Genomic DNA, 18,742 nt, shown 5'->3' on the forward strand with positions numbered 1-18,742 from the left:
GCCACTGCCTTGCCGGAGGCGGAGACTTCTGGGTTCGGGGCGCCAAACGAGGCCGCGGTTCGCTTCAGGCCGTCCAGGAAGGCAGCGTCGTCGAGTCCGCTGTAAGGTTTCCCTTCGGAATTGGTGACATTGAGAAGGATTTGTTCGTCTCCGAATGATGAACAGCCATCAGCGCCTGGTGCGATCCGAGACCGGCAGAATCGTTGCGGAGCAGGTCCCCATCCGTCTCGGCAAGGGAAAGGCCGCTTTCGAAACGGTCTCGGATGTCAGCTTCACCGTCGCGCCCGGCGAATTCGTCTGCCTGCTCGGCCCCTCCGGCTGCGGGAAATCGACGCTTTTCGGCGCGCTCGACGCCCTGACGCGGCTGAAAATGCAGGGGTTGCTGCTTGCCATATGGGAGCAGTTCCGCAAGACCGTCCTGTTCGTAACGCATGACATCGACGAGGCGCTGCTGCTCGCCGACCGGATCATCCTGATGAAGGCGCAGCCCGGCCGCATTCACGATCACCGTCCCCTTCCCGCGGCCGCACTCGACCGATATCGTCGCCTCGCCCGAGTTTTCGCGGTTGAAGCGCCATTGCCTCGAACTACTTCATGAAGACAGGGGCGCGGATACCCTACCTCGTCTGACGCCGCTCGGCCTTGGGCGGCGATGCTCGTAACCATATGGATCGTTCGTCAGGTACGCCTCATTTCGAGATCTGGCGAATACGCGTATAAACTGCCGGAAGGATCCCCGCTTACAGGTAAGCGCGCGAAAAGAACACCGCCGTCGTCAGCAAGGCGACCGCAAGGGTTAGCACCCGGACGACCGATACCGGCAGCCTCCGTCCGACATGCGCTCCGATCCACCCGCCGATAACGGCTCCGATCGTCATCGGAATGCACTCTTGCCATACGATTGCGCCGGCCAGTACGAAGACGACGACGGCGACCGCGTTTGCGGCAGTTACCATCACCATTCTTGTCGGATTCAGGCTCTTGATGTCCCCGCCCCCGAGCGCGCTCCATGCCGCAAGCATCATAAGGCCCACCGCGCCGCCAAAATAGCCGCCATAGAGACCGAGAAAGAATTGAACCGTTGCGAAGGCCAGAAAATTCGGACGTGCCTGCGTCCGGAGCTTTGCGCTGAGCCTCGGACCTGCAGCCAGCATCAATGTCGCCACCAGCAAGAGCCATGGCAGGATCCCATCGAAAATCCTGGATGGGGTCAGAAGCAATAAAACGCTTCCGGCCACACCACCCATCACTGTCACGATAGCAATGGGCATGACATTGATGCCGCACACACTCCTGACCCCGTCACGGTAGACCCATGAGCTCGTCATACCGCCTGGAAACAAGGCCAAGGTGCTCGTCGCGTTTGCGGCAACCGACGGCACTCCGACCGATATCAGCGCCGGCAGGGATACGAACGACCCGCCGCCGGCCAATGCATTCATGCTGCCTGCCAACAAGCCAGCGAGGAAAAGAAGAATGATATCGTACATGTTCAGGTCGCTTTAGCCTGCAAATTTGATTTCCGCCGAGACGCTTTTGCAAAACAGCGACTGCGGGCGGGTTTAAGTGCGCTGACGCTTTACAGCGCTCTCGGTGACGCGGCAATCCTCGCCATCACGTCAGGAAACCATGCGCTCTCGCCTCACGACTGTCCCAAATTAACCCATTATTTAGCAATCGCTTGCATGCGCGAACCACCATGTTACCGTCGCTGACATCGTGGGGGCGCGTATGACAATTGAAGAGCTGATCGATTTGCAGGAGGCCGGCTCAAGGGCACGGGTGCTCGGACTAAAGGCTCACGAAAACCCATACCTCGCGGCCCATCGAATGCCCACCGGTGATACCGGCGCTCTCGGGGACTGGCTTGCGCGTCACGACGCGTGGAAGTTTGGCTGGGAAGCGGAGGACGCTAGCCGCGAAGGCAGGATTGAAACTCACTTCAAGGCGTTGATCTCGATTCCCAAACGACGGGCATTCGACGCTTGACGCCCTTGATGATCATCACAAGCTGCCGGCTCGGTTTTCCTCCCTGGCGACGAAGAACAAGCGCGATCAGACGGACGTTCGATTGCCGAGAACAAATTTGTATCGCTCTGGCCGGATGAAGAATTCCGACCATTCGGCGCAGGCGCCATGATCGAAATATGAGGTCCGTTCGAGAACGAGCAAAACCGCATTCGCGGCTGCTCCGATCAAGGATGAGATGCGAGGCGGCACCGCGCGCGCGCCGATGGCGATCTCGGCGGAGACAATATCGGCGCCGGCTTTGTCCTTGAGGAGCGCATAAGTCGGCCGTTGTTCGGCCGTTTTCAAATCCAGTTCCGACATGACGGCGGGCAGGAGGCTTCGACCCAAGGCAATGGGCTCGTCGTCCACCATATGAAGACGCTCCAGCAGCGCGCATTTCGCTCCGAACAACGAGAAAAACGCCGGCGGCGTTTCAATGGTAGTCAGTTCGACAATCCGCATTGTGGCATCGAAGCCCTGCACTTTCAGCGACTCGTGGAAACTGCGCAGGGTATCGATCTGATGGCGGACCTGCTTGCCGGTCACGAAAGTGCCCTTGCCTTTCCGGCGCTCGATCAGCCCGTCCTTATCCAGCTGCTCGAGCGCGAGGCGGACGGTGACGCGGCTGACGTCGAAGCGCGCCATGATCTGCGATTCCGACGGCAACCGCCCGGAGGGCTCGAATGTTCCTTCGGCGATCTCACGACGAAGGCAATCGGCGATCTGCAGATACATCGCCACCGGGTTATTGCGTATCAGGCTCATCTGTTTTCCATCGGGGTTAAAAAGACCACGGACTCTTGCAGCCTTGGAACAAAGTTCTCCTTTGCCGCCGGACAAGGGAAGGCCCCACGTTGATAACATGTATTATAATGTATTATAATCGAGGGCAATTCAAACTCCAGATCGTTCGAACGCAATATGGCATCTGTTTCCCCAATTCGGCAGCATTCACCCGGCGCCACCTTCTCGGTGAACGGCATCGGTTTCGCCTATCCCGAAAGCCGACGCAGCATATTCGAAAAATTTTCGCTGGAAGCCCGTCCAGGAGAATTCGTCGCGATCCTCGGTCCCTCCGGCTGCGGCAAGTCGACCCTGCTCAATCTGCTATCCGGCTTCCTGCGCCCTCAATCGGGACATATCACCATAGACGGCGCGCCGGTTGCGCCGGAACATTCCGCACTCGGCTATGTCTTCCAGTCGCCCCACCTTTTCCCCTGGCTGAGCGTGCTGGAAAATGTCCGCTTCGGCCTCCGTATGAATCGCAGAGGATCGCAGCAGGAGCAAAGGGCGATCGCCCTGCATTTTCTGCGGCTTGTCGGACTGGAAGAACAGGCAGAAGAGCCGCCTCACCGATTGTCGGGCGGCCAGCGTCAACGCGTAGCACTTGCGCGCTCGCTGGCGCTTGAGCCACGCCTTCTGCTCATGGACGAGCCTTTCGCAGCGCTCGACGCCCTGACGCGCTCAGCCCTCAACGACGAACTGCTCCGCATCTGGTCGAGCTTGGGCAAGACCGTGCTGTTCATCACGCATGACATCGACGAAGCGATCTATCTGGCGGACCGCGTCCTCATTCTCGGCCTGCCTCCAACCGGCATCACAGCCGAAGTGAAGATCGATTTGCCGCGCCCTCGCGACCAGCGAGGCACGCGCGCCAATCCCTTGTTTGCAGAACTGCGCGAACGGCTCGCCGAGCAAATCGCCATGGTGATGACCAGCAATCAACCCGCTACCTGAAGGGGACATCCGATGAAACGCATTCTACCTGCAGCCCTTTTCGCACTTGCTGCTGCCTGGCCCGCCGGTGCGCAGGAATCCCGGCCGCTTCGTATCGGCTGGGTCCAGGCCATGGCGAACGCGCCTGCTCTCATCGCCGAAGAGAAAGGCTACTTTCGCGAAGAGGGATTGAACGTCGAGCTCAAGGGCTTTGGCGATGGCCCCGTCATTCAGCAGGCGGTGGCGGGAGGGGAAATCGACGTGGCCTATATCGGCGCCCCGCCCGTCTATCAATGGGCCGCGCGCGGGCTCGAAGCGAAGATCATCGCCAAAGTGAATTATGGCCAGGCAGCCTTGATCGCGAAGGCCGACGGCTCGATTCAGTCGCTCTCAGACCTCAGAGGCAAGAAGCTCGCCGGCGTCAACAGAGGCAGCGGCATGGACGTGCTGCTGCGCGGTTTCGTCCTGAAGGAGACTGCCGGCCTCAATCCCGACGCCGACCTCCAATTGTCGCAGATGCCGGTGGGCAACATGAACGCCGCCCTTGATACAGGGGTCGTGGATGCTGCCTTCTCGTGGGAGCCCTTCATCAGCCAGTCGGTGCTCCGTGGCACGGGCCGTGTTGTCTTCGACGTGAACGGCGCTCTTCCCGGCTATCCATGGTATGTCGTGGCAGCACCTTCAAAGACGCTGAAAGAGCGGCCGGACGATCTCGTCAAGCTGCTGCGGGCCAATGCCAAAGCCGTCGCCTTTCTGCGGGAGCATCCCGAGGAGGCCAATCGGATCATTGCACAGAGTTTTAAGCTGGAGCCCGTGAAGGCCGCGGACGGAACCATCGTTCCGCCGGAAGCGATTGTCGCCGAGGCCAGGAAACGCCTCGGCTGGTCCGCAGAAATCGAGCCGTCCGACCGCGCCTTCATCCAGCGGCTCATCAACTACTCCGTCGATCTCGGCATCCTCAACAAGCCATTGAATGTCGACGACATCATTGACGACAGTTTTGCCGCCAAAGCGGCTGCCCAGCGGTGAGATCCGATCGATGAAGAAATTGACAGCGCGGCGGCGTTTTCCGCAGCCGTCCTGGCGCTGGGCAGCGCTTCCCTTCCTGCTTGCCGTGTGGAGCCTCGCAGCCAGCAGGGTCCCATCTTACGTCCTGCCACAGCCCTGGGAGGTGGCAGCGGAGGGGCTGCGCTGGATCCAATCCGGCGAACTCGGCCGCCAGTTTCTGGCCAGCTTGTTGCGTGAATTCGGCGGCTTCGGCGCGGCGATCCTGGCGGCCGTGCTCATCGGCGTGTCTGCCGGACTTTGGCGGCCGTTCCGTGAGTTCGTCCAGCCTCTGCTCGGCCTTTTCATGGCGATCCCTCCGATTGCCTGGGCGCCGCTCTCCCTGATCTTCTTCGGCCTCGGATATCTGTCGATCGCCGTGGTCATATTCATCGCATCGGCCTTTCCGATGGCGGTGACAATCCAGGAAGGCGTGCTTTCGATCGGCGGCGGGGAGGTGCGCGCAGCCCGCATTCTCGGGGCCAAACGGTTTCAACTGCTGGCCCATGTGTATCTTCCTGCCTCCCTCCCCTTTCTGACCGCCGCATTGCGCATCGGCTTCGCGCAGGCGTGGCGGGCGCTCGTGGCGGCCGAGATGATCGGCGCCTCCCAGGGGATCGGCTGGATGGTCGCGATGGGGGGACAGGTCGGTAATTCGGCGCAGGTGCTTCTCGGCATCACGCTGATCGGACTCACAGCGTGGCTCATGGAGAGCCTCGTATTTCGACGGATAGAGCGCCGCTACGAAAGCTGGCGCGGACAATAACGGACCTCTCCCATGACAGAGACTTTGCAGCGAAAGGCGTCCCAAGCCGCCGTGCATTCCCCCGCTGGCCTTGCCACCTTCTTCGGCACACTACCCTTCCTCGGCCGTCTCACCTGTCAGCGACAGACGCTGATTGCCGGCGATTGGACCGAACTGGAACTCGTCTATGAGGTTGGCGCTGTCGGCCTTGCGGATGGCGCATGGCTAAAGCTCGCCTTCAAATTCTATTCCGACTGGGCGCTGTTCCAGACGACGGACCCGACGGGCGCCAACTACGTTTCCGCCGAATATCACGCCGGGCCGCTGGTCCCTGGCCAGAGCCCGGCGACGGTGCAGGCGCTGAAGGTACGCTTCGACCAGAAGGGACACGAGCGCCCCTTCCAGAAGGCCATCATCATCGATGTCGTCGATGGATATATCAATCCCGGCGATAGGATCGTCATTCGTCTCGGCGACCGGCGCCAGGGCGGCGCCGGCACGCGCGTGCAGACCTTCGTGGAAAAGGCGTTCCGATTCCGGCTGTTCATCGATCCGCTGGGCAGCTCGAAATTTGCCGAAGTGCCGGGCGACTGCAGGCTCGAAATCCTGGCCGGCCAGCCCCACGCCCTTCAGATCCTAGCGCCGCGCCTTGTTGGCCTTGATCAATCCTTCGACACGATCGTACGCGCCGACGACATATGGGGAAACACCTGCCGCGACCCCAATTTGCGGGGCACGCTCGTGATCACCGCCCCGGACGAGACCCAACGCACGGAGCCGATCGCACTTGCAACGGCGGACTGGACATTCGCGCGGATTTCCGGCCTTTCCTTCACCGAAACCGGCGAGTGGAAACTGGAAGCACGGCTGGACGACGAACCCTTCGTCGCCGCGGCCGTCGCCTATGTACAGAGTGAGGAAGAGGCCTTGCGTCCTCTCTACGCGGATCTGCACGTCCATTCCGACGACACCGTCGGGACCAACGACGCGACCTATAACCTCACTTATGGACGCGACATCGCCGGGCTTGACGTGGTGGGCTACACCGTCAACGATTTCAACATCACCGAAGCGCATTGGGATAAGGCCGTGGAGATTATCCATGGCCTCAACGAAGCCGGCCGCTTCGTCTGTTATCCGGGCACCGAATGGTGCGGCAACTCCGCAGCCGGCGGCGACCGCAATGTCGTCTTCCTACGCGACGGTAAACCCCGCTTCCCGTTTGACAAAGAAGGGCGGTCTCTTCGCTCTTTCGAATGGAACGAGACGACGGCCGGAACCATCCGACCCGGCATCTGGCCTGTAGACCGGCTCCATGCCGCCTATGAGGACGATCCGGAGGGCCATTTGCTGATCCCACATGTGGGCGGCCGGCGCTGCATTCTGGATTGGAACCATCCGGAGCTGGAACGGCTCATTGAAATTGGGTCCGCCTGGGGACAATTCCACTGGCTCTACACCGAGGCGCTCGCACGCGGATACAGGGTCGGCGCCTCGGCGGCGAGCGACGAGCACCAAGGCCGATGCGGCGGCGGCGCGCCGGCAACCGGAACTTTCGGTTCGCGCGGCGGACTGACGGGCGTCATCGCCGGCCGCTTCGACCGTGCCGGCGTCGGCAGCGCGCTCCGGGCGCGGCGCACCTTCGCCACCACCGGCGAACGCAGTTTTGCTGTTTTATCCCAGGGACAGCATTTCATGGGCGAGGTGTTCAACGCCGAACTTGACGAGCCGCTCTCCTACCGTCTGCTCGGCCATGCCGGCTGGGAAGAGGTTCAACTCTATGATGGCGATCGCCTCGTGTGGAGCCGCGATCTGCATGCGGAGGCTGGCTTCAGCGAACGCAGCGTGCGTGTCCGTTTCGGCGGCGCGCGCATCAAGGATCGCTATCGGGCGGCTTATTGGAGTGGTGATGTCGCCGTGACCGGCGTAGCGCTTCTCGATGCGCGCGGAGTGGGCTTTGACCACCCCGAACAGAGCGTATGGCGTACCGGACTGGGCAAGCTCGGCTTTAGAACGGCAACACACGGCGATGTCGACGGGATCGAGCTCACGCTTTCCGACCTAACCGATGCCCACATCACGATTGCCGCAAACCTTCATGGCTACAGCAAGATCGGTGACCCGCTGCAGCCGCCACCGCATGTGCATGCTCCCGAAGCAAGGCTGGAAGTCAATGGGAAGGATCTGATCGCGAAGGGCTCGGTCACACTCGATCTACCAGGCGTCGAGTTGCGCCTGATCGTGGAAAGGGTTACCGACCGACCGCTGCCGAGAGATCTTGCGGGTGAGATATTGCTGCGCGAACTGAAGCTCGATCCGGAACGCGAACATCCGTTGTTCATAACGGCGCGTCAGCGGGACCAATCCCGAATTTGGACATCTCCGCTGTTCTTGACGCCTCGGTAGTGATGCTCCTAAAACAGGTTTTACAAGTCGCAGCTTGGGCGGCCAATCGAGGACGCCGACGTCAAAGGCCACCCGCCGTCATCGAGCGCAATCGGCTGATATGGGCGTGCCCAAGGGGTCCATGAGGATGAAATTCGCGGAAACATTGTGGGGGGTTGTGGCTAACCAGCGCTCTGTCGAAAAATACGTCTTCGTCCTCACCTGCGAATCCGAAGTCGCCTTAAGACCAAGAACAAAATTAAAGCTATTTCCACTGCCGGCTTCGCGCGTGAAGCTGAGATAGGAGCCGAATCGTTCGTCTTCGACATTTCGAAGGTTTTGGATCGACGCAAGGGTATCCTCGAAATCACGCCAGCACGCCTGCTTCACAATGATCTCGAAAATACGCAGGACGGCCGGGGCGAGACGCCCCTGCGCATCTGTCGTCGGCCCAATGACCTTGGCGCGGATCTCAAGAACATCGCCCATTTCATTTCCACGAACCTTGAGGAAGGTGGAACTGAGGGGACGCACCTCGTCCCTTTCGTAGATGCGCTGAAAATAACATTCATAACTGCGATTGCGCATCGATGCGGCTTTCCATTCGCTCATCTCGATGCCGGCCTCTCGAAGAGCACCGCAAATAGTCGGCCCCGAGATGCGCCACATCCGCAGAAACTGACCGGCCAGTTCCGGCTTCGGGACTTCGATCAGGTGCAGCGGTATAGACATCGGCGGGAGAGGAAAAGGAGCCGCCGTATCGGGGCCGACGGCTATGGGCGCTGATCGGGCAGCCTTATTGAGAGCTCGATCTTCAATGAGCCCGACCGGATCTTCGCTGTGTTGGATTTCACGGTAAAAAACAACGATGCCTGCAAGAAGCAAAACGCATATCAAAAGCACTGACCAAAGCAACCGGCGGCTGTTGCTCCGCAACACGGAATTCCAGCGCCGAAGCCGGATGTCGCGAGGCGGATCGACTGCTGATAACACTTTATCCACGGCGCGACCTCACAAGCAAAATCGGAGCGGATGCGAGTTCGAGCCCAGTCGACCTCGATCCTGTTTGCGACCGACCGGTGTCGGTCGGCGCGTGAACCAATCAGCCCCTGCCGGCAATTCCTTCTGAGGTGAAAAACGGTACAGTCTGTCCGACTCAGCCTTCGACACCGCGAGTGTGAGGTCGTGTGTGGGGGGGCGTCAAGCAGCAACCCCGGCGGACGGCGTTCGCCCCCCAAAAATTCGCGCGGAAGAGCGCATCGGCGACCCCTCAGGACAACAATACCAGCTAGTGTCGCGAAAACTGCGGTAGCCCGCAGTGGAGATGCTCAGCGTCGCATGTCTAACTGGCTGGCGACGTCCCGTCTCTGATCCGTCGTCGCTACATCAGCGCGAGCGATGGTTTTTGTAACCGAACATCAAAATAGCAATGTCATGCTGCCTGTCGCGGCTGGTGTCGGAGTTTCCGTGGGCTGCTTCGCCTTGGAATACTTCACCGTCCAACGCGCGTACACGCGGCTTCGGCGGTGTGTCTCTTGGGCCGCTACGTGCCGACTCTGGGTAGCCGGATTACACGGGGCCAGCGGCGAACGAACTGGAGCAAATCCAACGCTTCTCGTTCGGGGCCTGCAGGCTTGCCGCTTGCCAGCCAAAGTACGAGGCTTGCCCCGAAATAGCCGATCCCGCCAATTGGTATCATGATCGCCAGTTGCAGGGACTCTGACCCGTCGGTGATCATGAGGCCGACGCCCCAGACACAGCCAGCCATAACCAGCGCGGCGACGATCGAACGCCAGCAGGCGAGAAGCTGAGCCCTCACTGACACGCCGGTGAGACGCCTCGCCAGGAAGACATACATCAGGATGCCGATCGCGGCGCTGATGCATCGCGCGTACAGAAGACCAGCCAGCCCACCCCAGACCAGGCCCGCGAAAATCAGGGGAATGCGCACGAAGATGAAAGCGAGGTCAAGCTGAAACAGCGACCGCGTGCAGCCGAGGCCCATTGCCAAGGGAGTCACCGGCATTTTAAAGGCGGCGATGGCGAAGACCGCGCCCAAGACCTGAGCCACCAGCGCGGCCGAGGACCACGCCGGGCCAAGGACCATGGTGATGAAGGGCTCGGCAACCAGCGCGAACCCAATGCCTACCGGCAGCGCCGCCGCAACAAGCAGGCCTTGGGATCGAAGGAATGCATGCCGCAGGCGTTCAGGATCGTCCTGAAGCCGTGCAAAGACTGGGAAGAGCAAGCCTGCGATCGGCGCCGTCGATTCACGTACTGGCAGCGAGGCAAGCCTGTCGCCTACGGTGTACTGGCCGAGAGGGCCGGCGCCCAGCATTGCGCCAAGCGCAAGCTGGTCGGCGCGCCAGTTGACCTCATTGAGACCGGAGCTGAGCGCCACCCACCCGGAGAACGAGAACAGATTTCTCCAGTGAGCAAACGAAATGCGCGGCATATAAGGAAGCAGGACGTACGACATGATCACACCGGCCACCTGCGAGGCGAGCGTGCCGATCACGAGCGCCCAGTAGCTGCGAAGAATCAGGGCGAGGACGACGGCGACGACCACGCCAACCACCTTGTTGATCAGGTCGATGAATATCTCTTGGTGAAAGGAAAGGCGCCGCCGGAAGTCCACAAGCCGGGGGTTCACGAGGCCGCTGATCAGCGTGCCGCCTCCAAGCGCGAAGAATATACCGATCAGACGGTCGTCCTGATAGGCCCATGCGACGGGATAACCTGCGCTAACCAGCAGGACGGCGATCGCCGCCGCGCGCAGCATGTTCAGTGTCCATGCCGTATTGTAATGCTCTCGCTGCGGGCTCTTGTGCTGGATGAGGGCCGAACTGAGCGAAAGTTCGGTTATGGCCGCGATGATCGAAAGGACGATAGTCGCGAGGCTCACTACGCCGAAATCGGCAGGTGATAGCAGTCGAGCCAGTGCCAGCATGCTGACCACGCCCAGAAGATTTGAGACGACGCGTCCGCTGGCGGTCCACATTGCCCCGACACTCAGTTGTTTGCGTACACCTTCCAACGTTGTTTCCTCTCTTACGCCTACAGTGCTAATGCGGTGCAGTTCTCGGGAGAAATATTCATCGGGCCGCGATGTCCAGCTATGTCTTGCTGGAAGTATAAGACGAACGAAAGGTCAGGTACATCGCAACGCTGACGGCTGAGGCAGAAGAAACAGCGAAGCCAAAATCCCAGGGCTAGGCAAGTACTCACTGGATCGGTCGCAGCCTCATTGAAGAGCTGAAAAATGTTGATCTGATTCATCGCAAGACCATGTCAGTCGCTTTCTTCAACAGCCTGCTAGACCGGGGTGCTCCGGGCGACGGTACGCGCAATCTCAAGGGCTTCCTCATGTGTGTCGGCCCAGTGGACGGTGCTGTAGTTTCGACCTGTGTACTCGTACACAGCGCGGTTCTTGCCGAAGCGGTCGGGCAGGAGCACGCTGTGCTGCGAACGCAAGGCGCAGAGAATGTGTGGGTGCATGCGGTCCGTAACCAGCACCTTACCGGTATCCAGCCTGCGGTTGCCGCTCGCGAGCACGTAGCGCGCAAAGCGATCGTAGCTGCCGGCAATCTGCCTATTGGCGATCGAACGGAGCGTTGGCGCCAGTCTGCGGACGCGGGAGAAGAAGCGCCCTGGAAACAGAACCCGCATGGCCGCGGGATCATCGTGCGTCCAGTCGAACACTTCGACATCACTTGGCGCGAGGGATCCGACGCCCTCCATATCGTCGCGGGCGAGCCAGATGACATCGTGATCGGGCGCGGCGTGCCTTGGCTGCGGCGGGAGGAGCAGCGCGGAATCGTGGACCGTCTCCACATGGACGTTGCCGGGGAATACGTTGCGCGCTGACTCAGCACTGACCGGGTCCCTGGCCAAGAGTACAGCATTGCGATGATTTCCGAAGATCGTGCTCGCCTCGCGGCGGTCCTCGTCGTCGGCGAACAGCATGGTCGACGGCAGCGACACGAGGCGATTATTGGGGCACGCCTCGGCGACGATGCGCTTGACCTCTGCGTGGCGCGGCCATAGGCGCGAGACCGTGACTCCGCCCGAGAAGAGTATCGTGCCGTCCCCGACAGCGCGAATCATTTGCTGAAGATCGAGGTTATGCCCATGCGCCGTATAGGCGATGGGCGCATTACGTTGCTTCAAGTAGTCCATGGCGGCCACCCACATCATGTGGTTGCCGACATTGAAGTCGAACGGGAACTGCAGAAGCGCTACAGGCTGGCATTCGGGGATGTATCGGTCGAGACACTCGCGAATCGCTCGCGCCTGCTGCGCCTTTTGCGCTGCGTCGTTAGGCGAAAGTGCTGTACCGGTCATGTGCGCCAACCCTCGATTATGCACTGCCGCGATTGGCGAATGCTGGAACCTCTCTTTTAGCGCCCTACCAGGTGACAAACCGGCGCACGCCCTCTTGGACACTGTCATCCGCACCGCGCTGGAGGAGCGCTTACAGGCGCCCGAGCGAAGTGACGCCAACGATTGCTGGTCTTGCGAATTGGATCTTTGGCGCCGCGGTAGGCATCGATTCTCGAAGTCCTTTCTGTGTCCAGTGCAGGAGGTGCCGTCCCAAAAATGTCTTCTTGGACGGAGAAGGTTCAGCGCGTTCGGGTCACAAGCATGTGTCCAGCCGAGACGTCAAAGTCCAGTCCCTCCCGTCCTGCGCGAGAGAAGTAATCGTCTGCCGCCTTTCGGCACCCAGACCAATCCGAATAGGCGCGAAGTGCGACGGCGCCGCCAACGATGAGATGAGGCATAACCCGCTCTAGACAGGCGCTGACGGGCTCGTACCAATCAACATCGATATTGGCCAAAGCGACCGGCTCGGCGACTGTAAGCGTGTCTTGCACCTTACCCTTTATCAGCTGGACGTTGTTGGACTCGACAGGATAACCAAACCTAGCGAAGTTGTTCGTCACCGTCGCCATCAGGTCATCATTATAGAGATAGTATTGCTCGCCTCCAAGGCCGACGGCTTTGCCGGCAGTGATTTCAGCGTACCGAGCTTTCATGTCGTCGCCATCGTGCTCCGAAGGCGGAGGGAGCATCTCGAACACGTCGTACACACGCATAGCGCGCTGAGGCGACTTGGCGGAACACATGAGAATTGCTGAACCGCCGCGCGCGCAACCTGCCTCAATGATCAAGGCGCCGCTCGGGGCGGTACGACGAACTACCTCAAGCAATTGATGAAGTTGACGATCAGTCGTGTAAGAAAGGTATTCAGTGCGCACCCTTGACCAAGCCTGTCGAACGGCCCCTGGGTAGGCGGTCCGACGGGCGCGTTCCAAAAGCGCGTTGAGGCGCCAACGCGCCCCACGCGCAACTCTATCTACTACTTTCATAACGCCCCATCTCCCCGCAACAGCGTCCGCCTCGGCGAAGCCTTACTGAACTCCCTACGACTCCCCTTGGCGGGGAAGCCCGCTAGCGTCGTGCCTTGCCCTTCTCATCGACGTAGTCGTCGTTGGCAAAGCTGATCTGTTTTTCATGATACGATCATCTCTGGTCCTCACTCACATACCTTCAAAGCGTTGACGGATAACTTGGCGGTTCATCAGGACAAAGTAAGCCAAGAGGAGGGGGTCTGCGGTCTTACATCCATTTCGGAAAAAAGATTGACCGTCATCTGCTGCGCGCGGCGATCTACGCATGGCATATTCCTCATCGGAACAGTAACGACTAGAGACACCAAACCCTTTATCCAGTTCTTTATTCTTCTCCGCCAACTTCTCGTGATCTGGGGCGGTTGGAAAGCCCAACTGTTGTCTAAGCCCCATACCCATTGAATTGATCCAGTCGAAAACACTCGCGCTCCACTCACTGCTCTGTAATGGATAGCATGGGAGATATTTGGACGTGTGCCACCTGGCAGTGGTGGTAGAATATCGTTGGCACGTGTAGAGGATTTCGAAAGAATGACGAGTCCGTCGGGAGATTCTTCGTTGTCTAGAACCGCATCCCATTCGTACCCGACCAGTCCCTTCAGCCTATCGCCGTTTCTTAAACCTGTGTGCGCGTAGATAGGATCAGCAGCATTAGAAACGATGAAATCGAACCCCTCATAGATGTTACCTTGATCGGATACATAGCCCACCCCTATCAGTGCATTCTCCGGTCTATTGACCTCCTTAGAGCGAAACACTGAAGTTGACGCAGGAGGATCTAGTTGAGCCACCGGATCGAGAGATAGGCCGGCGCCAATACCCGATGAATCCTTGTATATGGTAACAACGCGGTTCGACTGCCCCCGGCTTGAGCAGTCGAACCGAACCTGCCAATAAGCAGTATTAGCAGAGTAAAAGGCGAGATGAATACCATTATCGCGTGCCGACTCAACTCGATTACGCTGTTCCATCGACCAATACTCATCATGACCTACCGATAGAAATATTCTGTGCGAAAGCATTTGTAAAGGGTTACTGTGAACGTCCACATTGGTGTAATAGGATATGTCATAGCCCTGCGACTCCAACCAGCGGACCATGTTATACTCCCAAGTGAGCATATTATTACAATTGAAGCCATCAGTATTGCTGAATCCGAGATGGGCGGCATCATAGGGGCGATCAAAGCTTACCTGGTATGCTCTTGTGTTACTGTTGCTATTAGCATCGTATACACTGAAGCCGCCGAATATGTTATACGCTTGAGCAGTCGTTACTGCATCCTGAAAGCCTATATCGCTGGGGTGATTGTCTCTGCGCAGAACAAACGGAACAAGCGACTGTTTGCCGCTTCTGCAATCAGTTAACTTGATAACATAAAGTCCGGTTGTCCAAGCTGCTGAGGTTTTCAGTTCATACGATACGTCCCATACACATTCGATCAAACGCGTGCCAGGATTGGTCATGGTGGGGCTTGATTGAGTTAACCCGTCTAGACCTAGCGCGCTGGCTATAAGTCGACCGCCTGCACCGCTGTAGTAGCCAAGGCGATAGACCTCAAGATTATATTGCCCAGCGGAAGACAAAGAAACCTTTAGGCTCAAGGATTCTCCTGCATTTATACTTGTTGCATCCGCATAAGCTTCGATCTCGTGGTTCGTCGCCAAATTTGTAATCTTCCAATCAGCTGTGCCGGCATTTAGATTTTCGATTACAATTGAGTTTTGAGAGTCCACTCTGATGCCATTACTGGTGAAGTTGTTAAGGCCCTCGGTCGTGGATACGACTGCTAGAGCTCGGATTTGGCTGCCAAGAAGACCCGACGGTATTCTGATGCGAGCACTCGTCTCTCCGGCAATATTCGTCCATGCCCCGTCAACTTTTTGCTGCCAACCGTAAGCCGCCGCCTTCTCAGGACTTTGGCCGCATTCATTGAAAACATTTGCGGTCAGCGTATTTCCAACAGTGGCGCTCCCTCTAAGGAGAACATAATAGGTGTGTTCCTCGTTCGACGATGTGGGTATCTTTTGCGCGCCACTCTCGACACTGCCTTGCATGGGTCCCCCTGACCGTTATCCCACATTGGTGCGTAGTGATTATTTATTCGCTGGGCGTGGCCGCGTTTCTGGAGCCTATAATTTCAAAGCCTTCCGATGACAGCACGAAACCAGCGTTCTGCAACGACCTATCGAGAAACTTTATAGACCCTTAGTAGGTTTCCCTCAACGGCCAAGTGGCCCGACTTAGACCGCTTTTCGGCTACGTAGCGGGGGCTATCATTGCCCGTTTGATGGCATCGGCGCGGCCGTTCATCCTCCAATTGGGGGTCTGCTGATTTGCCCTTCCTGTGAACTGCCCCCATTTCGACCAGACAGTCGGCATAAACAGAATGGCTCAAGCACAGGCTTGAGGACAGGCTTATCTCCAACGAAGCTGTCGTCGGCAATTCCGACGTCAAATAGCTCGAAGAGCGGGTGCATGAGCTGGAACGCATGCTCGGCCGCAGGACGCTGGAGGCCGAGATCCTCCACGAGGCCATTTCCAAAGCCCAGGCAACAAAACAGATATCGCGGCCAATCTTGTTGCCGAAGAAGGTTCCCGATGAAGACACGTCACGCGACGAGCTCCGGCCGGAAGACCACATCGGCATGGTAGTTCGCTGAATCATAGGTGCTGGTCGGGAAGAGACCTGCGGTGGCGGAACCCTCATACGCATAGACACCATTGCCGCCAGCCGCCGCACTCGATTGCCTTCCCTTTCCGCCGACGGTTAACCGTCGGGGATACGCAACTCTGAAGTATAGTCGAAAATGGGAGAGTATATCCTACGACTTTCGCTCTAATAGGCGACATCCTTTGGGCAAACGGGCGTGTTGCATGGCCCAGGTGATGGCTGAGATGCGCGAGGTCGGCAAGATGCGCCGCATCCTGTACAAGGCTCGAAGCCGCAAGCGGTGGCTTTTTTCGACATCACCGCATGGTGGTGCCAATGCTGGCCCCCCAGGCAGGAAGCCACGCACTGGTCCGTTCGTGCAATGGCATAAGCCGCTGGGATCTCATGACCTGTTGATTTTCCCGGGCGATGCCTCGGTGTCGCACCGAAGATATGTGTTGCTGCTGGATTTAGGCTGAAGTACCCGCACCACCTCATCAATAGTGATGAGGCAAAATAAACGATCTCCACCTTCCTCAAGGCGTCGCCAGACTGCACACTAGGGACGCGGCTTCGGACTTGTCGTCCGGCGTGCGAACAGAATCAAGGCAGTTGGACCAGCATCCCTTTAGGATGTTTTGCAGGCGAGATATGTATATGAATTCATCGCACCGCGCGCCCCATGTGTTCTTTCGCGCGACGTTTGTCATCGGTGCACTCGCCTTTCTTGCCGGAGCTGTGTCGCCAGCTCTCGCCGATAGCGCGCCCTTGACTCCGCAAACGAAAATCCGCCTGACGATCGTCCAATGGATCCAGTCCAAAGGCCAATATGAACGCTGGGATGCGCTTGGCGGCGAATACACGGTGTCCGATGACGGCGCAGTCTTTCTGCCGTTTCTTGGATCCCTTTCGGTCAGCAATCTCGATAACGCCGGCCTCACAAACGAGATTGCCAAGCGCCTGCAGGAAAAAATCGGATTGGTTCAGGCACCTGCGGTCACCATCGAAATTCTCGAATACCCGCCAATCTACGTCGTGGGAGACGTAACCAAGCCCGGGGAATACAAATTCCGCCCTGGACTGACCGTCCTGCAATCACTGGCACTGAGCGGCGGCCCGTTGCGCGCCAAAAGCTCGCAGACAACACAGTATATCAAGCTCATAGGCGAATTGCGCGAAAACGATCACTCGATCCTGCGCAGTACTGCGAAATTGTCGCGACTCCAGGCAGAGATGGACGGCGCGAAGGAGATTACCTTCGATCAGACGGCCGGCGTCGATCAGCAATTTTCCGCCGGGATATACAACGAGGAAAGGGTCATCTTTCAGGCTCGTGCAAATGCGATGGCGCGGCAGTCAAAGGCGTTCATAGAATTACGCGAACTTTTGACCACGGAAATTTCCACGTTAGAAGAGAAGCTGACGGGCGCAGACGACAATATCAAATCGGTCGAGGACCAACTGACAAACGTTAAGTCCCTGGTCGAGAAAGGGCTCACCGTCTCGTCAAAGCAGCTGGACCTGCAACGGTTGCTGACGACTTATCGCGCCGATAAGCTCGACCTTGTCACTGCCATCATGCGGGGCCGGCAGGCAATCAGCGAGACAACGCGGAATCTCGAAGGACTTTCCGACACGCGCCGGAGCGAAGTGGCGACCGAAGCGCAGTCTGAACGGGCAAATCTCGATGTGCTCAAGATGAAGCGCGAAATGACGCAGAAGCTGCTCATCGAGGATTTTGCGAGCAATGGCGGCATCAAAAGCCCCGAAGAGGAACTCCCGCTTACCTTTAGCGTGAGCCGTCGGAATGAAGGACAAATCAATCAATTCCAAGCCTCGGAAACGACAACATTGGCGCCTGGCGACGTGGTGAGAGTCGTTCAGCCTCACACTCTGGATAACTCGTCTGAGACCGCCTCCGACGAATCTTCCGAGACCCAGACGCTCGCAGATCGGGCCGGCCAGTGATCCGCAGAGGACAGGCATTCCCAACAAACTCCAAGCGGACGATCGAGCCCCATCACGGCGCTCGGGCTACCTGCCCGGAAGAAATCGCTCTCACGGCAGCGCGTTGGAGATTTCATCCCACCGGATAGGCGGTTAGGACGAGGCCGAGCCTCAGCAGGACGATCCCTTCCCTGCCAAACTGGCGAACCGACATTGGCAGCCCGTGTGCCCCTATCCGTCTGCTGTACCACCAGGTAGAGAGGGTGGTAACGGCCGCAATCGCCACGACAGTGGGTGCGATTGCCTGTGCATCGAACAGATAGATCAGCGGGATGCTGACCACCGTGCCGAAAAAACCTGTGAGCACATTGATGCGCGCAAGGTCCGCACTGCCTCGTAGTCCCTGGATCAGCGCATTCTGCCCGGAGGACACGATCCGGAGGAATACCGCGAGGCAGAGCAACGCGATGCCGTCAGCGTGCTGGCTGTCGCCGGAGGTAAAATTCGAGACCGGAAATGCCAACGCCGCCAGAAGGAGTGCACCAAGCAAGCCGAGCACCAGCGATATGCGTCTCAGCGCTTTCGCCGACTGCGCGATCCTTGCTGCGTCGCCAGTGCCGGCAGCCTCGGCGATCTGGCGCACCCCGCTGACGGCCATTCATGGCCAGCCGACTTCTTGCCGGCTTCATTTTGCAGGCGATGGGAACAGACTTCTATCCACGCTTGACCGCAACCGCAGACGACCATGTCGAATGCAACGATCAGGGGATGGATCACGAAAATCGCATAGCGAAAAATGCGCATCAGGCTGTGGGGCAAATAATTATTGCG

16 protein-coding genes and 1 pseudogene are annotated in these 18,742 nt (G+C 58.6%); 9 read left to right on the top strand and 8 right to left on the bottom strand.

The window, feature by feature from the left end:
• The first annotated feature begins 154 nt into the window (after nt 1-154).
• Nucleotides 155-598, top strand: a complete 444-nt coding sequence (locus BBJ66_RS05275; protein ID WP_049732730.1) for an ATP-binding cassette domain-containing protein — start codon at nt 155-157, stop codon at nt 596-598.
• A 142-nt stretch (nt 599-740) separates the two neighbouring features.
• Here BBJ66_RS05275 and BBJ66_RS05280 read toward each other — a convergent pair whose 3' ends face one another.
• Complete coding sequence (locus BBJ66_RS05280) at nt 741-1,490, bottom strand: sulfite exporter TauE/SafE family protein (protein WP_071085436.1); 750 nt, start codon at nt 1,488-1,490, stop codon at nt 741-743.
• 241 nt (nt 1,491-1,731) lie between these two features.
• Between BBJ66_RS05280 and BBJ66_RS05285 the strand changes: the two genes are divergently transcribed.
• Nucleotides 1,732-1,989, top strand: coding sequence for a CrpP-related protein (locus BBJ66_RS05285; RefSeq protein WP_071085438.1), 258 nt, complete (start codon nt 1,732-1,734; stop codon nt 1,987-1,989).
• A 66-nt stretch (nt 1,990-2,055) separates the two neighbouring features.
• Here the strand turns inward: BBJ66_RS05285 and BBJ66_RS05290 are convergent, their stop codons facing one another.
• Complete coding sequence (locus BBJ66_RS05290) at nt 2,056-2,775, bottom strand: GntR family transcriptional regulator (RefSeq protein ID WP_071085440.1); 720 nt, start codon at nt 2,773-2,775, stop codon at nt 2,056-2,058.
• A 156-nt stretch (nt 2,776-2,931) separates the two neighbouring features.
• Between BBJ66_RS05290 and BBJ66_RS05295 the strand changes: the two genes are divergently transcribed.
• From BBJ66_RS05295 to BBJ66_RS05310, 4 genes are read left to right on the top strand one after another with little or no spacing between them, the layout of a single operon-like run.
• Nucleotides 2,932-3,747 (top strand): ABC transporter ATP-binding protein, encoded by an 816-nt coding sequence (locus BBJ66_RS05295; protein ID WP_049732734.1) that lies wholly within the window; start codon nt 2,932-2,934, stop codon nt 3,745-3,747.
• Between the two features lie 12 nt (nt 3,748-3,759).
• On the top strand, nt 3,760-4,755 hold the full coding sequence (locus tag BBJ66_RS05300) for an ABC transporter substrate-binding protein (RefSeq protein ID WP_071085441.1): 996 nt from the start codon (nt 3,760-3,762) through the stop codon (nt 4,753-4,755).
• Entirely contained in the window at nt 4,700-5,536 is an 837-nt protein-coding gene (locus tag BBJ66_RS05305; protein WP_244511620.1) for an ABC transporter permease, read from the top strand. Before BBJ66_RS05300 ends, BBJ66_RS05305 begins: the two co-directional genes overlap by 56 nt.
• 12 nt (nt 5,537-5,548) lie before the next feature.
• Nucleotides 5,549-7,921: a hypothetical protein gene (locus tag BBJ66_RS05310; RefSeq protein WP_071085444.1), complete on the top strand. Its 2,373-nt coding sequence runs from the start codon at nt 5,549-5,551 to the stop codon at nt 7,919-7,921.
• Nucleotides 7,922-7,999: 78 nt separating this feature from the next.
• On the opposite strand, the gene BBJ66_RS05315 is transcribed toward BBJ66_RS05310, so the two are convergent.
• The 5 genes from BBJ66_RS05315 to BBJ66_RS34530 all read right to left on the bottom strand — a co-directional run bounded on the left by BBJ66_RS05315 (nt 8,000) and on the right by BBJ66_RS34530 (nt 15,368).
• A complete protein-coding gene (locus BBJ66_RS05315) occupies nt 8,000-8,902 on the bottom strand; it encodes a DUF6030 family protein (RefSeq protein ID WP_190238031.1) in 903 nt (300 codons plus the stop codon).
• A gap of 541 nt (nt 8,903-9,443) precedes the next feature.
• Complete coding sequence (locus tag BBJ66_RS05320) at nt 9,444-10,937, bottom strand: lipopolysaccharide biosynthesis protein (RefSeq protein ID WP_128146134.1); 1,494 nt, start codon at nt 10,935-10,937, stop codon at nt 9,444-9,446.
• 278 nt (nt 10,938-11,215) lie between these two features.
• Complete coding sequence (locus tag BBJ66_RS05325) at nt 11,216-12,244, bottom strand: polysaccharide pyruvyl transferase family protein (protein ID WP_071085447.1); 1,029 nt, start codon at nt 12,242-12,244, stop codon at nt 11,216-11,218.
• Between the two features lie 278 nt (nt 12,245-12,522).
• A complete protein-coding gene (locus tag BBJ66_RS32870) occupies nt 12,523-13,269 on the bottom strand; it encodes a TylF/MycF/NovP-related O-methyltransferase (RefSeq protein WP_083335519.1) in 747 nt (248 codons plus the stop codon).
• A 212-nt stretch (nt 13,270-13,481) separates the two neighbouring features.
• Nucleotides 13,482-15,368, bottom strand: coding sequence for a N,N-dimethylformamidase beta subunit family domain-containing protein (locus BBJ66_RS34530; RefSeq protein WP_128146133.1), 1,887 nt, complete (start codon nt 15,366-15,368; stop codon nt 13,482-13,484).
• Between the two features lie 417 nt (nt 15,369-15,785).
• Between BBJ66_RS34530 and BBJ66_RS35850 the strand changes: the two genes are divergently transcribed.
• From BBJ66_RS35850 to BBJ66_RS05350, 3 genes are all read left to right on the top strand, one after another.
• The gene (locus tag BBJ66_RS35850) at nt 15,786-15,974 is read left to right on the top strand and encodes a hypothetical protein (protein WP_443217129.1); all 189 of its coding nucleotides are present in this window, start codon (nt 15,786-15,788) and stop codon (nt 15,972-15,974) included.
• 214 nt (nt 15,975-16,188) lie between these two features.
• Nucleotides 16,189-16,443: a hypothetical protein gene (locus BBJ66_RS34535; RefSeq protein WP_128146132.1), complete on the top strand. Its 255-nt coding sequence runs from the start codon at nt 16,189-16,191 to the stop codon at nt 16,441-16,443.
• Between the two features lie 178 nt (nt 16,444-16,621).
• Nucleotides 16,622-17,932 (top strand): polysaccharide biosynthesis/export family protein, encoded by a 1,311-nt coding sequence (locus BBJ66_RS05350; RefSeq protein WP_190238033.1) that lies wholly within the window; start codon nt 16,622-16,624, stop codon nt 17,930-17,932.
• Between the two features lie 127 nt (nt 17,933-18,059).
• Here the strand turns inward: BBJ66_RS05350 and BBJ66_RS05355 are convergent.
• Nucleotides 18,060-18,560, bottom strand: a pseudogene (locus tag BBJ66_RS05355) (O-antigen translocase); the annotation flags it as partial.
• Nucleotides 18,561-18,742 lie beyond the last annotated feature (182 nt).

It is taken from the genome of Rhizobium sp. RSm-3 (assembly GCF_001854685.1).
Lineage (GTDB): Bacteria > Pseudomonadota > Alphaproteobacteria > Rhizobiales > Rhizobiaceae > Rhizobium > Rhizobium ecuadorense.